Annotated in this window: 14 protein-coding genes; 5 read left to right on the forward strand and 9 right to left on the reverse strand. The window is 62.0% G+C overall.

The genetic code is table 11. From position 1 onward, the window contains the following. Nucleotides 1-48: 48 nt before the first annotated feature. Together ACA065_RS17315 and ACA065_RS17320 are read right to left on the reverse strand one after the other, a co-directional pair. Complete coding sequence (locus ACA065_RS17315; RefSeq protein WP_497690746.1) at nucleotides 49-654, reverse strand: LysE family translocator; 606 nt, start codon at nucleotides 652-654, stop codon at nucleotides 49-51. A gap of 72 nt (nucleotides 655-726) precedes the next feature. After that, the gene (locus tag ACA065_RS17320) at nucleotides 727-1,602 is read right to left on the reverse strand and encodes a LysR family transcriptional regulator (RefSeq protein ID WP_497690747.1); all 876 of its coding nucleotides are present in this window, start codon (nucleotides 1,600-1,602) and stop codon (nucleotides 727-729) included. A gap of 116 nt (nucleotides 1,603-1,718) precedes the next feature. Between ACA065_RS17320 and ACA065_RS17325 the strand changes: the two genes are divergently transcribed. The 3 genes from ACA065_RS17325 to ACA065_RS17335 all read left to right on the forward strand — a co-directional run bounded on the left by ACA065_RS17325 (nucleotide 1,719) and on the right by ACA065_RS17335 (nucleotide 4,721). Further along, nucleotides 1,719-3,008, forward strand: a complete 1,290-nt coding sequence (locus tag ACA065_RS17325) for an NAD(P)/FAD-dependent oxidoreductase (RefSeq protein WP_497690748.1) — start codon at nucleotides 1,719-1,721, stop codon at nucleotides 3,006-3,008. Nucleotides 3,009-3,028: 20 nt separating this feature from the next. Further along, nucleotides 3,029-4,117: a polyamine ABC transporter substrate-binding protein gene (locus ACA065_RS17330; RefSeq protein ID WP_497690749.1), complete on the forward strand. Its 1,089-nt coding sequence runs from the start codon at nucleotides 3,029-3,031 to the stop codon at nucleotides 4,115-4,117. A 130-nt stretch (nucleotides 4,118-4,247) separates the two neighbouring features. After that, nucleotides 4,248-4,721 (forward strand): GNAT family N-acetyltransferase, encoded by a 474-nt coding sequence (locus ACA065_RS17335; RefSeq protein WP_497690750.1) that lies wholly within the window; start codon nucleotides 4,248-4,250, stop codon nucleotides 4,719-4,721. Nucleotides 4,722-4,740: 19 nt separating this feature from the next. Here the strand turns inward: ACA065_RS17335 and ACA065_RS17340 are convergent, their stop codons facing one another. The 7 genes from ACA065_RS17340 to ACA065_RS17370 all read right to left on the reverse strand — a co-directional run bounded on the left by ACA065_RS17340 (nucleotide 4,741) and on the right by ACA065_RS17370 (nucleotide 11,686). Further along, complete coding sequence (locus ACA065_RS17340) at nucleotides 4,741-6,060, reverse strand: OprD family porin (protein ID WP_497690751.1); 1,320 nt, start codon at nucleotides 6,058-6,060, stop codon at nucleotides 4,741-4,743. 137 nt (nucleotides 6,061-6,197) lie between these two features. Next, entirely contained in the window at nucleotides 6,198-7,031 is an 834-nt protein-coding gene (locus ACA065_RS17345; protein ID WP_497690752.1) for a phosphodiesterase, read from the reverse strand. 9 nt (nucleotides 7,032-7,040) lie between these two features. Then, nucleotides 7,041-8,072 (reverse strand): ABC transporter ATP-binding protein, encoded by a 1,032-nt coding sequence (locus tag ACA065_RS17350; RefSeq protein ID WP_497690753.1) that lies wholly within the window; start codon nucleotides 8,070-8,072, stop codon nucleotides 7,041-7,043. Continuing rightward, on the reverse strand, nucleotides 8,069-8,863 hold the full coding sequence (locus tag ACA065_RS17355) for an ABC transporter permease (protein ID WP_497690754.1): 795 nt from the start codon (nucleotides 8,861-8,863) through the stop codon (nucleotides 8,069-8,071). Before ACA065_RS17355 ends, ACA065_RS17350 begins: the two co-directional genes overlap by 4 nt. Further along, nucleotides 8,860-9,678 (reverse strand): ABC transporter permease, encoded by an 819-nt coding sequence (locus ACA065_RS17360; RefSeq protein WP_497690755.1) that lies wholly within the window; start codon nucleotides 9,676-9,678, stop codon nucleotides 8,860-8,862. Before ACA065_RS17360 ends, ACA065_RS17355 begins: the two co-directional genes overlap by 4 nt. Further along, nucleotides 9,679-10,683, reverse strand: a complete 1,005-nt coding sequence (locus ACA065_RS17365) for an ABC transporter substrate-binding protein (protein ID WP_497690756.1) — start codon at nucleotides 10,681-10,683, stop codon at nucleotides 9,679-9,681. Then, complete coding sequence (locus ACA065_RS17370; protein WP_497690757.1) at nucleotides 10,667-11,686, reverse strand: LacI family DNA-binding transcriptional regulator; 1,020 nt, start codon at nucleotides 11,684-11,686, stop codon at nucleotides 10,667-10,669. The genes ACA065_RS17365 and ACA065_RS17370 overlap by 17 nt, the downstream gene beginning before the upstream one ends. Nucleotides 11,687-11,856: 170 nt before the next feature. On the opposite strand from ACA065_RS17370, the gene ACA065_RS17375 reads away from it, so the two are divergent. Then, the gene (locus ACA065_RS17375; RefSeq protein ID WP_497690758.1) at nucleotides 11,857-12,966 is read left to right on the forward strand and encodes a saccharopine dehydrogenase family protein; all 1,110 of its coding nucleotides are present in this window, start codon (nucleotides 11,857-11,859) and stop codon (nucleotides 12,964-12,966) included. Between the two features lie 169 nt (nucleotides 12,967-13,135). After that, nucleotides 13,136-14,233, forward strand: coding sequence for a carboxynorspermidine decarboxylase (locus ACA065_RS17380; RefSeq protein WP_094952696.1), 1,098 nt, complete (start codon nucleotides 13,136-13,138; stop codon nucleotides 14,231-14,233). The last annotated feature ends 18 nt before the right edge of the window (nucleotides 14,234-14,251 follow it).

Raw genomic sequence — 14,251 nt, forward strand, 5'->3', positions numbered from 1 at the left:
CTCATAGTGAGACAAACTCATTTTATTCTAGATCGTCACAAGATCCGCTCATGTTGAAGCGATGTGCAGATAGAACGCGTGAAACATGAAATACGCACAGCCGGCCAGCGCCAACCCCATGCAGCGGTTGAACACCGTAAATGCCGACGCCCCGTTGATGCGCCTTCCCAGCACGGCGCCCAGCAAGGCGTAGGCCCACGGCGCACCAACGGCGCCCAGCCCCAGCAACGCTGAAACCCCGGCGATGGACGCCCCGGTAATATGCGCTGCCGGCAACATCACACTGGTAATCGGCAATACCGCGACGATGCCCTTGGGGTTGAGCAACTGAATCACCAGGCCATTCCAGAACGTGAGCGCCTTGGTGGGCGCGCTTGAAGACTCTTCAACCACCGTGCGGGCGGTGAACACTTGGTAGGCGAGGTACAGCGTGTAAACACCGCCGACCAGCGAGATATACGGCAGCGCCGCCTGGGAAATGATCGCCTCGCCGGTGTAGCCAAACAGCACGAACATCAGCAGCATCGCGCTGCCCACGCCGAGGTAGAACCCGCTGGAGCGCCGGAATTTGCCGGTGAGCCCGGCATTCAGGCCCATCAGGTTCACGGGGCCGGGGCTGTACATGACGCTGAAGGCGTAGAGGAAAATGTCCATGGGAAACCTGCAGTAGGAGTAGTCAGACGAGTCTACTGAGGCGGTTTGCGCGCAATCTTGTACGTTTGTGGTTCAGCTCTGCGCTTGTTGTGCGAACCACGCCATGACCACCGCGCACCCTGTGTGCGACGCTGCCATCGGTTGCAAGCACAGCGCATACACCCCGCCCGTTTCCAGCGGCTCCCCCAACGGCACTACCAGCACGCCTCGTTCGATGGATTCGGCGGCCAAGGTCAGGTCGGTCATCGCCACGCCCAGCCCGCGCGCGGCGGCGTCCAGCGCCAACTCATCAAGGTTGAAGGGAATGTGCCGGTAGTCCTCCAGCACGCCGGCGCCGTTGGCGGCCAGCCATACGCGCCAGTCTTGCTGGTCGACCGAACGGTGCAGCAGCGCCACATGCCGCAGGTCGGCAAGCGTGGCTAACGGCTCCAGGGTGGGTGCACACACCGGCACCAGTTTTTCCTGAAACAACGTCAGGCAGGCAGGATCACTCGGCGGCTTGGGCAAGTACTGAATATAGGCATCGCTGTCGCCAGCCGGCTCGACCACTTCGGTGGCAACCGTCTCGATAGCCAGGGAAATGTCCGGGTGCAGCCGGTAGAAATCACTCAGTTTGGGCAGCAGCCAACGCACGGCCAGCGACACATGCAGACGAATACGGAACGGGCGTTTCTGCGGCGAGATGCGCTCCTCCAGCACGCTGAGTTGCGCCAGGATACTGCGTGCGCTGGTCAGCACCTGCTCGCCTTCGACCGTCAGCCGCAGGCTGCGACTGGTGCGGGTGAACAACGCCACGCCGAAATGACTTTCCAATTGCTGGACCTGGCGGCTGACCGCACTCTGGGTCAGGCACAGCGCCTGCGCGGCCTGGGTGAAACTGCCGCTGTCGCTGACGGCCACCAACGCCTGCAAGCCTTGTAAAGAGGGCACGTGACGGAGCTTATCCATGCGTTTTCCGAATAGCTGGATGATTTTATAACGTTGGTTGTATCACCCAAGCCCCTATAAATTCCAGCCATCGACTTAAATCATCCATGCGATCAACGCATGCAGCAGAGGTCACCATGGACAATATCTGTGGCTGGATAGCCCAAACCGAACCCCTGCCCGCCCGCAGCGCCTTGACGGGCACGCAACAGGTTGACTGGCTGGTGATCGGCGCCGGCATCACCGGGCTCTGTGCCGCGCACAGCCTGGCGGCCATGCACCCTGAAGCGCGTATCGTGATCATCGACCGCCAGTGCGCGGCCCAAGGTGCTTCCGCGCGTAACTCCGGGTTTGTGGTGGCGCACGAACACCCGAGCGAAAGCGAGTTGCTGGGCAATGTGGGCTTTGAGGGTTTCGAGGTGGACACCGCGATCTCCCGCGCGGCGAGTGACGAGGTGCGCCAACGCATCACTCGCCATGCCATCGACTGCGATTTTCGCGACAACGGTTACTTCTTCGCGGTGCATGACACCGACAAGCTCGATCACGTCGACAGCAAACTCGCCACCTTGCTCGCCCTCGGCGCCTCTGCGCAATTTCTGCAAGGCGACGCCCTGCACCAGAAGCTCGGCACCGCGCATTACCAGGCCGGGATCTGGTGCGGCAATGGCAACGCCCTGCTGCAACCGGCCAAGTACGTGAAGGGTTTGCTGGCGGCGTTACCGGCCTCGGTCAGCCTGTTTGAACACACCGACATCAGCGGCCTTGAGCGCATGGGCAACGGCAGCATTCGCGCGACCAGCCCTGGCGGCAGTATTCAAGCGCGGCAAGTGCTGGTGTGCCTGAACGCCTTTGTGCCGCGCGTAGGCCTGGACCGCAGCGCCACCTTCCCCATGGAACTCAGCGCCAGCCTCACCCGCCCGCTGACGGAAAAAGAATGCGCCGCCGAGCCGTGGGGCGTGTTGTCCACGCGGCCACTCGGCGCCACGGTACGCCTGACCCCGGACCGGCGCATGATGATCCGCAACACCGCCGAGTACCGCACGCACGACTTGTCCAACGCCGACTTGCTGCAGCGCCGCCAGCACCATGTGCTGGGTTTGCAACGGCGGTTCCCGTGGCTGACCGAGCAAGACATCCATTACACCTGGACCGGCCACCTCAGCGCCTCGCGGTCCGGCCAGCCGTACTTCGCCAAGGTCGAAAACAACCTGTACGCCATCGCCGGCTGCAACGGTTCCGGCGTTGCGCGCGGCACCTTGTGGGGGCGATTGCTCGCCGAGTGGGCCTCGGGGCACAGCTCGCCGTTACTGCAGTCGGTCATCCAGCGTGCGCAACCGGGCTGGTTGCCGCCGCGCCCACTGTTCGACCTTGGCGCCCTGCTGCGCATGCGCATTGAAGCCGTGCGCGCCCGTTCCGAAATCTAACAACAACAAAGGTGAATGCAATGCACATCAAGCGATTGTCCGTGGCGGTAATGCTCGGTGCGTTTTCGGCGGCCGGCTATGCTGCTCAAGAGGTGAATATTTCCAACTGGAACGGCTATATCGCCGACGACACCCTCAACCGCTTTACCCAGGCCACCGGCATCAAGGCCACCTACGACATTCATGACAGCAACGAAGTGCTCGAATCCAAGTTAATGACCGGCAACACCGGCTACGACGTGGTCAGCCCTTCGAACCACTTTTTGTCGCGGCTGATCAAGGCCGGGGCGATCCAGCCGCTGGACCGCAACCAGTTGCCGAACTGGAAAAACCTCGACCCGCTGCTGATGAAAAAGCTCGAGGTCAACGACCCCGGCAACCGCTACGGTTTCCCCTATATGTGGGGCACGGCGGGCATCGGCTACAACGTCGAAAAAATCAAGGCGATCTTCGGCAACACCGACGTCACCCGCTCCTGGAAGATGTTCTTTGACGAAGACACGATCAAAAAACTCAGCAGCTGTGGCGTGGCGATCATCGACAACCCCACACAGATCCTGCCCATCACTCTCAACTACCTGGGCCTGCCCCACCACAGCCATGCGCCCGCCGACTATAAACAGGCCGAGCAGGCCTTGTTGAAGATCCGGCCCTACGTCCAGTACTTCCACGCGTCCAAGTACATCAGCGACTTGGCCAACGGCAATATCTGCGCGGTGATCGGTTTCAACGGCGACGTGGTGCAAGCCGCCGCCAGCGCCAAGGAAGCCCACAACGGCATTCAGATCGCCTATTCCATTCCCGAAGAAGGCTCGACGTTGTGGCTGGACATGGTGGTGATGCCCAAGGCCGCGCCGCATGAAAAGAACGCGTACGCCTATATGAACTACCTGCTCGACCCCAAGGTGATCGCCAACATCAGCAACAGCATCCACTACGCCAACCCCAACAGCGCAGCGGATGAATTCGTCGACCCGGCGGTGAAGCAGGACCTGGCGATCTACCCGCCGAAAAGTGTGATGGACAAATTGTTCATCGTCGAAGACTTGCCCCCGGCCATTGCGCGGCTGGCTACCCGGTTGTGGACCAAGCTCAAGACGAACACCTGAGCACGCAGGAAGTGAACACATTTTGTTGTGGCAAGCCCGCTCGCCACAACAAGCCGCTTGCCACAGCATCGCATTCACCACAGCCTCTGCGCGCTGAAATAGACTGTGCGGGTACTTATTGGGAATCTTTATGACACAACCCAGCGAAGACCTTTCGATACGCAAGCTGGAAGCACTCCCCGAGCAGGTTCGCGTGCTCGAAGCGCAAGCCGTTGCCGAAGGTTTCAGGTTCCTGACGCGGCTTATCACCGAATGGGAAAACCGCGTAAACCGGTTTGACCAACCGGGTGAGTGCCTTTTAGGCGTCTTTCGTCACGACCAATTGATTGGCGTCGGCGGTGTTTCCTGCGACCCCTATGCCGGCTCCGCAATTGCTCGCCTGCGCCGGGTCTACATCGCTCCCGCGGCGCGAGGTCAGCGTGTCGGCAAGGCCTTGATAGAGCAGCTGCTGAAACACGCCGCGATTCATTTTCAAGAAGCACGTCTATCCACCGATACGCCGCAAGCCGCGCAGTTTTATCTGCGCTGTGGCTTTCAACTCATCGACGACGACACTGCAACGCACGCAAAATCGCTGAAAGCGCGGGCCTCAACACCGTATTGAGGCGCCGCGCGTACCGCCCTTACAGCAACGGAATCGAATAACTCACAAACACCCGATTCTGATCCTGGTCGCGTGCCACTTCACTGCGCGACACGCCGTTACGCCAGCCGAACCCGACGTTCTTGAACGTACCGCTTTGCACCACGTAATCCAGGGAGATATCCCGCTCCCATTCGCTGGCAGTGTTGCCGGCGGTGGTGAGGATATGGTCGCCCTTCAAATACATCACCGACGCCTTCAAACCGGGCAGGCCCAGCGCGACGAAGTCGTAGGCGTATTGCGCGAAGGCGGTGCGTTCGCCGGCCTGGATGAAGGTTTGCACGGTGCGGTCGGTGTAGAGGTACAAGCTGGCACCGCCCTCGCCTTTGTTGACCAAGCCACCCTGGTTGAGTTGGGCGAAGTTGCTGTCGTCGGAGACTTGCTGGTAACCGGCGGTGATCGCGTGCGGGCCCAGCGAGTAGATGAACGCGGCGCTCCAGGTGTTGTTGTCGATTTCACCGTTGCCGTTCTTGGTATAGCCGCTGAATTTGTACCCTTCGGCACGCCCGGCAGCATTGCTGTTTTTGCCGTCGGAGGTGGTTTTGAAGTAACGCAGGTCGGTTTTCAATGAGCCGTAGTCACCCAACGGCAACACATGGATCAACCCGGCAAAGTGCTGCTGGTAATAATCTTCGAGGTTGGCGTAGTAATACTGGACCAGCAGGTCCTTGTTCACTTGATAGTCGGCACCGGCGTAGTTGAATTTGTTGCTCTCTTGGGTGCCGCCCGCTGCCGCCAGACCACTGCGGTCGCTGGAACCACGGCCGGTGGTGTGCTGCAGTTGGCCGCCGATCAGGGTCAGGTTGTCGATGTCTTTGCTGGTGACCTGCCCGCCTTCGAAGGATTGCGGCAACAGCCGGCCATCGTTACTCACCAGAATCGGCAGGTTCGGGCGCAGGTAGCCATAGCGCAGCTCGGTCTTGGCGAACCGCGCCTTGGCCGTCGCGCCGCCTCGCGCCCAGCTGTCCGCTGCCTTGCCGTCATCATTGGGGATCATCGAGCTGCCCACATGGCGGCCAGTGCCGCTGTCGAGGGTCACGCCGAGCATGCCGACGGCGTCGAGACCAAACCCGACGGTGCCATCGGTGAAACCCGACTGGTAGTTGAGGATAAACGCCTGGCCCCACTCCTCGGTCTTCGACGGTGCGGCGGCGCCGTCGCGGTTGTCGTTATTGAAGTAGAAGTTGCGCATGCTCAAGTTGGCTTTGCTGTCGCTCAAAAAATCAGCCGAGGCCAAGGGGCTGAGGGCAATGCCCAGGCCACCGGTCAATACGCTTAATACGTTCAAAGTGGCTTTCATCAGGACGAACTCCGGCGCGGAATCCAAGTTCCGGGCGCAAAAAAAGGGCAGCAGGATGCACGCGGCCAAGTTAGTTTGGCCGCAGCGTTAACCAACGTTTAAGTATTTAGTTGAGTGAAGTGAACCTCCGTAAAACCTCAGTCAATCAATCCATGAGCGTCATAAAACGGGTACGGCCCCGGGTAATCCCCGAACACGCCGTTGTGGCTGATCAAGCCGTGCTGTTCATCCCAACGGTGCAGCAGGTAACCCGCCGGCTCCAGGTTGAAATGCGCAGGCGCGGCGTCTTGCAGGTCGAGCACGATCTGGTGCGAAGTGCCGGGGCATACACAACTCAGGCTGCCGCCGAACCGCCGTTGCATCGGGCGGTGCAGATGCCCGCACAACAGGCGTTCCACTTGCGGGTGACGGGCGACGACACGCTCCAGGGTGGCGGCATTGATAAAGGGTTCGCGGTCCATATGGCCGATGCCGCTGATAAACGGCGGGTGATGCAGGATCAGCAAAGTCGGTGCCTTGGGGCGCAGTGCCAGCTGTTCGTCGAGCCACTGCAACTGGCTGTCGAGCAGTTGGCCGCCGTGACCGCCGGGAATGGTCGAGTCGAGGCCGATCAGGCGCAGCGGATGCTTATCCACCACCCAATCCAACGGGCCGTCTGCCGACGCCGGCAAATAAGCGTGATCAGCGAATGCGTCCAGTAACGGCCCGCGCGTGTCGTGGTTGCCGGGCACCAGGTAGCACGGCATGTGCAGGCGCGCCAACTCCGGGTGCAAAACGGCGTATTCATCGGCGCGGCCAAAATCCACCAGGTCGCCGCTGATCACCACGATATCGGGCCGTGGGTAGCTGGCGTTCAGGTGGTCGACGGCACGGCGCAGTGCGCCCAACGTATCAACCACGCCATAGGTCAGGCGGTTGCCGGCTTTAAGATGCAGGTCGCTGATCTGCGCAACAATAAACGGACGGTTCAAAATAGAGACTCACGTATTCAGGGTGAACAACATGTGCGGCGCAATTGCCAAGGCAATCGGCGCGCCGACGCGGTGCAGTTGGTTGTCGCTGCTGTCCACCAGCAGCGGTTGCGGGCCGCCGACGTCCACCAGCAGGCGGCTCTGTGCGCCCTGGAAGAATTGCGCCAGCAGATGGCCGTGCAAATGCCCCTCGTCTTCCATCACCCGCAGGTGTTCGGGCCGGCAGTAGACGGTGCTCGGTAAGTCGGCGGTGTGCCACGGCAGCTCGCCACCGCAGACTTTCAAGCCGTGGGCGGTGCGCTCCAGCACCGTAAACGCATTGAGGTTGCCGACGAAACCTGCGACGAACGCGTTGGCCGGCTGCTGGTAGATCTCGCGTGGGCTGGCCAGTTGCGCCACACGCCCCTGCTCCATCACCAGAATGCGGTCGCCCAGGGCCATGGCTTCGCCCTGATCGTGGGTGACGAACACCGCGGTAATGCCAAGCCCACGCAGCAGTTGATCCAGCTCACTGCGCAGGCGCTCGCGCAGTTGCGCATCCAGGGCCGCCAGGGGCTCATCGAGCAACAGCACTTTGGGCCGCGGCGCGAGGGCACGGGCCAAGGCCACGCGCTGACGCTGGCCGCCCGAGAGTTCATGGATGCTGCGCTGGCCGTGGTGCTGCAAGCCCACCAGCTCCAGCAGTTCTTCGCAGCGCTTGTTGCGCTCCGGCGCCGACACACCGCGAATCTTCAAGCCATAGACGATGTTGCCGGCCACATCCAGGTTGGGAAACAGCGCGTAGTTCTGGAACACCATGCCCACATCCCGCCGCTCGATGGGCAGGCGCGTGACGTCTTGATCGCCGAAAAACACCTGGCCGACATCCGGGCGTTCCAGCCCGGCAATCAAGCGCAAGGTGGTGGTTTTGCCGCAGCCGGACGGGCCGAGAATCGCCAGGGTTTCGCCGCCTTCGACGGTCAGGTTCAAGTCATGCACGGCCACGGTGCCGTCGGCGAATGCCTTGCGACAGCCTTGCAGGCGGATAGTGATAGCGGTCATCGACGCTCTCCACGGGACAAACGGGCACTGATGGCCTGCAACGCAATCAGCAGCGGCACGATCATCAGCAAAAAGATAAGGGTGTAAGCGCTGGCGATTTCCAGGCGGGCCGAGGCGTAGCTGTCGGCCAGGCCCACCGGCAGCGTTTTGGTCATCGGCGTGTGGAGCATCCAGGTCAGGTTGAACTCACCCAGGCTCAGGGTCACCACCATCAACACGCCCGCCAGAATGCCCGCCCGGCAATTGGGCACCACCACGCTGAAAAAGCGTTTGATCGGCCCCGCGCCAAGGCTGGCCGCCGCCTCTTCCAACACCGGCAGTTGCTGGCGTTGCATCACCGCCATCACCGGGCGCACCAAAAACGGCAACGTGAACAGCACGTGGCCGACGAGAATGAACAGCCAACTGCTGCGAAAGCTGCCGAACTGGCCGTAGGTCAGCAGCAACGCCAACGCACTGGCCAAGCCCGGCATCGCCACCGGCAACACCATCAATTCCTCGAAGGCGCGACTGAAGCGGTTGTTCATGCGCACCAGCGCGTAGGCCGCCGGCACGCCAACCACGCAGACGCACACCGCGCAGGCCAGGGCCAATTGCAGCGACAGCCACACCGTGGGCGAATAGGCCTGCCACACCTGCACCAACCAATCGAAGGTCAAGCCACTGGACAGGCCGACGAAAAAATTACGCGTCAACCCGGCCAGCAACGACAGCAACACCGGCACCAACATGAAGGCGCACACCAGCAGGGTAAACAGCAGTTGAATCACAAACAGCGATGAGCGCTTCACAAGACCGTCCCCGCGTTTTTCACCAGGCGTCGCGTGAGCAGCAACACCGCCCAGGTCACCGCACCGAGCACCACCGACAGCGCGGCGGCGACGGCAAAGTTGGCGTAGTTGGTGAACACGTTGTAGATCGCCACCGGCGTGACGTTAAGCCGCGTGCCCAAGGTAAAGGCCGTACCGAAGGCGCCCATGGACGTGGCAAAGCAGATTGCCCCGCAGGACGCCAGCGCGGGTGCCAGGCCTGGCACGATCACGTCGCACACCACGCGCCAATGCCCTGCCCCCAACGAATGCGCGGCTTCTTCCAGGCTGCGGTCGAGGCTTTCACACGCCGCCATCACCGTGAGGATCACCCGCGGAATCGAGAAGTACAGGTAGCCGACAAACAGCCCCGCCAGCGAGTACGCAAAGATCCAGCGCTCACCGGCCAATTGCAGGCCCAGGGCCGCAAACAGGCCTTGGCGCCCGGCCAACAGGATCACCAGGAAACCCACCACCACGCCGGGAAACGCCAGCGGAAACGTCAGCAATGCCACCAATGCCGAACGCCCAAAGAACTGCTGGCGTGCGAGGAATACGCCGCTGATGCCGCCGATCAGTAACGCCGTGAGCGTCACGAACACGGCCAGCGCACAGGTTTGTGCCAGGCTGCCTAAATACTGCGCGCTGCTCAGCACCTGCCAATAGCCGCTGCCATGGCTGTCGCGGCTCTCGGTGCCGAGCACCACCAGGTGCGCCAGCGGCAGCAACCAGAACGCGAACAGCACCGCAAAGGCCGGGGCCAGTGCCCAGGCGGCGTGTTTTGCCGATGTTGCCACTTACTTGACCTCGTTCAGGTAACGGGCGGCGAAGGCTTCCTGCACAGCGGCCATTTTTTCGTAGTCCACCACACCGGCGCGGGCGTAGTCGCTGTCTGGCAGGAACTGCGCGGCCACATCGGCCGGCATCTTCATCGGGCGCACCGGGCGCAGGTAAGCCTTGGCCCACAGCGCCTGGCCTTCATCGGAGAGCACAAAATCGAGAACCTTTTGCGCATTCGCACGGTGCGGCGCGTTGGCCACCAGGCTCATCACGTACGGCACGCTGATGCTGCCTTCTTTGGGGATCACGAAGGCGACGTTGGCGTTGTCCTTATAACGGGCGCGATAGGCGTTGAAGTCGTAGTCCACCAGGATCGGCAATTCACCGGACAGCACCCGCGCATAGGCGGTTTGCTTGGGCACGATGGGTGCGTTTTTGGCCAGCTTCTGGAAGTAGTCAATGGCCGGGGCGAAGTTATCCAGGTCGCCGCCCAAGGCGCGGTTGATCGCCACGGCGCTGACGTAGCCGACGAACGCGCTGGACGGGTCGAGGTAACCGACCATGCCTTTGTATTCAGGTTTTAGCAGGTCGGCCCAGCTTTGCGGCACGGGCAAGCCGCCCAGCGCATCCACGTTGACCATGATGCCCAAGGTGCCGGAGTGAATCGCAAACCAGTGCCCGGCCGGGTCTTTCAAACCGGCGGGGATCTGCTCCCAACCTTTGGGTTTGTAGGTGCCGACCACCTGGGCTTTTTGCGCCTGCAAGCCGAAGGTCACGCCGTAATACACCACGTCCGCCACCGGCGCGGCTTTCTCTGCCACCAACTGCGCCAGGGACTGGCCGGAGTTCTTGTTGTCCAGCGGCACTTGCACGCCGGTGCTGGCGTTGATGGCCTTGAGTTGGCTGCCCCAGTCGGCCCAGTCGGGTGGGCAGTTGTAGCAAATCGCCGTTTCGGCCGCCTGGGCAAGGTGGGCCATGCCGCACAGCAGCACGGCTGCCAGGGTTTTACTGAACGCGCGCATCGGGTGTCTCCTCAAGGGGTTGAGTGCTGTCGCCGGGCCGGATATGGCACGGCAGGCAATGGGAAATCGGGGCGTTGCCGGCGATTTGCGCCAGCAGTTGGTCAATCACGGTGCTGGCCAGCAGGCCGATGGGCTGCACCACGCTGCACAGCGTCGGGTGCATCTGGGTGCCGAGGGCGATGCCGTCAAAGCCCATCACCGAGAGTTGCTCGGGCACATTCCAGGCGTTGCGGCGCAACTCAGCGATCAGGCTGATCGCCAGGAAGTCGTTGGAACACACCAGTGCGGTCGGCGCCTGCGGGCCCTGAAGAAACGGCTCGATCGCCGTGAACTCGGCCTGGGTGTGGGCCGGCATCTCGATCACTGCGCGGCTGTCCACACCGTACTCGCGCATCGCATCGCAATAGCCGGCGTAGCGCAGCCGGGCGCGGTCGGACTGCAACGCGGGGCCGGCAACCATGCTGATGCGCCGGTGCCCCGCTTCGAGCAAATAACGCGTGGCGAGGGCCATGCCCGCGCGGTTGTCGACCGACACGGCGCTGTAGCTGGGGTTGCTCGGTTGGTGGTAGGCCAGCACGAACGGCGTTTGTTCGCTGGCGAGGCTGTTGAGCACGCTGTTGCTTTCGGCGTCGGTTACCGTCAGCACCAAACCGTCGACGCGTTGGCGCAGCAGCTCTTCCACCACAATGCTTTCGCGTTCGCTGCTGTAGTCGGTGGTCGCCAGCAACAGGCTGTAACCGCGCAGCCGTGCGGCGCGCTCCATGGCCTGGAACTGTTCGGCGAACACCGGGTTGAGCAGGTTGGGCACCACCACGCCGATCAGGTTAGTGGTTTGCAGGCGCAGCTGGCGGCCGAGCAGGTTAGGCCGAAAGCCCAACTCGCGAGCAGCGGCGAACACTTGCTCACGGGTGGCCGGGCGCACTTGATCGGGGGAAGCAAAGGTGCGGGCGGCAGTGGCGCGGGATACCCCGGCCAGTTGCGCAACGTCTTTCAGGTCAGTCATTGTCACTCGCTTGAGATCGATCTCATTGGCGAGGACAGTAGCGAGGGAATATGGCAGCAAGGTGGTAAGGAGATGACGGTTTGATTGCAGTGGTTTTGGATCGGCGCTAGCGCCCCTCAAACCAACTGCCCTTATACTGCGCGCCTAGCCCTAATGCTCAAGGATGAATCATGCGTGTCATCGTCATCGGAGGCCTGGGCAACTTCGGGCTGCGTATCTGTCGGCGCCTGGCCTCGGAGCCTGGGATTGAAGTGATTGCTGCCAGCCGCCGCTCACGTTCAGGCCTGCACACACTCAACGACGGCCAAACTGTGCCCACCCTGCCCCTGGACATTGGCGCCGACGACTTCGAACAGCGCCTGGCCCACGCCAAACCCAACCTGGTGATTCATTGCGCGGGGCCTTTTCAAGGCCAGAATTACCGTGTGGCCAAGGCGGCCTGCGCGGCCGGGGCGCATTACCTGGACCTGGCCGATGGCCGCGAGTTTGTCGCCGCGTTCGCCGCCAACGTGGATGCCTCGGCGAAAGCCGCGGGTGTGCTGGCGATTTCCGGCGCCAGCAGCGTGCCGGGGTTGTCCTCGGCAGTGGTCGACCAGTTGGCCCAGTCCTTTAGCCGCATCGACAGTATCCAGACCGTCATCGCCCCCGGCCAACAAGCCGTGCGTGGGGTCGCGACCATTCAGGCGGTGTTCGGCTATGCCGGCCTTGCGTTCGAGCGTTGGAATGGCGGCGCCTGGACCCGCCAATTCGGCTGGCAGAACCTGCGCCGCTTCCACTTCGCGAGCATCGGCAAACGCTGGGGCGCGGCGTGTGATGTGCCCGACCTGGCGCTGTTCCCGCAGCGCTATCCAGGCGTACGCGACGTGGCCTTTCACGCGGCGCTGGAACTGCCCGTGCAACATGTAGCGCTGTGGTTCGCCGCCGCGCTGCGCCGCCTCGGCGTGCCCTTGCCAATCAGCCGCTACGCCGCACAGCTTGATGCCTTCTCCAGCCGCTTCCTTGACCGTTTCGGCAGCCCCACCGGCGCCATGCAGGTGCGCGTGCAAGGCCTGCGCAGCAACGGCCAGCCGGGCTCGCTGACCTGGCAGCTGACCGCACCGGGCGGCGACGGCCCGGAGATCCCGTGCATGGCCGCCCTGCTGCTGGCGCTGAAGCTGGCGAACAATCAGCTCGCACACACCGGCGCGTTTGCATGCCTGGGCTTTTTGCAGTTGGAGGAGTTTACCGCTGAGTTCGCGCGCTGGGGCTTCACCACCGTCATCATCGAGGACGCGCCATGAGCCGTGAATATTTGCGTCACCGCACCTCAAACAGTCACGGGATTGCGCCAGTGTTATAGGCGGTTGTGACCTTATCCCGGCAAAATCCGCCCACTAACCTTTCGATCTGATCCAAGTGCGGGCACAATGCGTGTCCTTTTTTGGCAGGCACCGCCGCAGGCTCTCAAAAATGATCAAAACGCCGTACTACCTCATCGATAAACAGAAGCTTCTGGTCAACATGCAGAAGATTGCTTACGTGCGCGAACAGTCCGGCGCCAAGGCTCTGCTGGCGCTCAAGTGCTTCGCCACCTGGTCGGTGTTCGACTTGATGCAGCAATACATGGACGGCACCACGTCGTCGTCGCTGTATGAGCTCAAGCTCGGCCGCCAGAAGTTCGAAGGTGAGGCGCACGCCTACAGCGTGGCCTGGGCCGACGATGAAATCGAAGAGATGCTGGATAACTGCGACAAGATCATCTTCAACTCGATCAGCCAACTGCAGCGCTTTGCCGAGCGTTCCGAAGGCAAGACCCGTGGCCTGCGCGTGAACCCACAGGTGAGCAGCTCCGACTACCTGCTGGCCGACCCGGCGCGCCCGTTCAGCCGCCTGGGCGAATGGGACCCGGTGAAGATCGAAGGCGTCATCGAGCAGATCTCCGGCTTCATGTTCCACAACAACTGCGAGAACGGCGATTTCAGCCTGTTCGACAAGATGCTCGGCACCATCGAAGAACGCTTCGGTGAGTTGCTGCACAAGGTCAAGTGGGTCAGCCTCGGCGGCGGCATTCACTTTACCGGCGAAGGCTACGCAATCGACGCATTCTGCGCGCGGTTGAAGGCGTTCTCCGAGAAGTACGGCGTGCAGGTCTACCTGGAACCGGGGGAAGCTGCGATCACCAACAGCGCCTCGCTGGAAGTCACCGTGCTCGACACCCTCTACAACGGCAAGAATCTGGCCGTGGTAGACAGCTCCATCGAAGCTCACCTGCTGGACCTGCTGATCTACCGCCTCAACGCCAAGCTGGCACCGAGCGAGGGTGAACACACCTACATGGTGTGCGGCAAATCCTGCCTGGCCGGGGACATCTTCGGCGAGTATCAATTTGATCGTCCGCTGGCCATCGGCGATCGGCTGTCGTTCATCGACACCGCAGGCTACACCATGGTCAAGAAAAACTGGTTCAACGGCCTGAAAATGCCGTCCATCGTAGTGAAACAACTCGACGGTACAGTCGAGGTGGTTCGTGAATTTGGTTACGACGACTACCTGTCCAGCCTTTCGTAAGCTGGCGGATATAGGAGA

It is taken from the genome of Pseudomonas sp. LBUM1640 (assembly GCF_059716225.1).

What these genes read in the sequence shown, in the direction of transcription:
- ACA065_RS17330 (WP_497690749.1), top strand. Translation starts at nt 3,029, where the DNA reads ATGCACATCAAGCGATTGTCCGTGGCGGTAATGCTCGGTGCGTTTTCG.
- ACA065_RS17320 (WP_497690747.1), bottom strand. Translation starts at nt 1,602, where the DNA reads ATGGATAAGCTCCGTCACGTGCCCTCTTTACAAGGCTTGCAGGCGTTG.
- ACA065_RS17315 (WP_497690746.1), bottom strand. Translation starts at nt 654, where the DNA reads ATGGACATTTTCCTCTACGCCTTCAGCGTCATGTACAGCCCCGGCCCC.
- ACA065_RS17350 (WP_497690753.1), bottom strand. Translation starts at nt 8,072, where the DNA reads ATGACCGCTATCACTATCCGCCTGCAAGGCTGTCGCAAGGCATTCGCC.
- ACA065_RS17370 (WP_497690757.1), bottom strand. Translation starts at nt 11,686, where the DNA reads ATGACTGACCTGAAAGACGTTGCGCAACTGGCCGGGGTATCCCGCGCC.
- ACA065_RS17365 (WP_497690756.1), bottom strand. Translation starts at nt 10,683, where the DNA reads ATGCGCGCGTTCAGTAAAACCCTGGCAGCCGTGCTGCTGTGCGGCATG.
- ACA065_RS17335 (WP_497690750.1), top strand. Translation starts at nt 4,248, where the DNA reads ATGACACAACCCAGCGAAGACCTTTCGATACGCAAGCTGGAAGCACTC.
- ACA065_RS17380 (WP_094952696.1), top strand. Translation starts at nt 13,136, where the DNA reads ATGATCAAAACGCCGTACTACCTCATCGATAAACAGAAGCTTCTGGTC.
- ACA065_RS17325 (WP_497690748.1), top strand. Translation starts at nt 1,719, where the DNA reads ATGGACAATATCTGTGGCTGGATAGCCCAAACCGAACCCCTGCCCGCC.
- ACA065_RS17375 (WP_497690758.1), top strand. Translation starts at nt 11,857, where the DNA reads ATGCGTGTCATCGTCATCGGAGGCCTGGGCAACTTCGGGCTGCGTATC.
- ACA065_RS17340 (WP_497690751.1), bottom strand. Translation starts at nt 6,060, where the DNA reads ATGAAAGCCACTTTGAACGTATTAAGCGTATTGACCGGTGGCCTGGGC.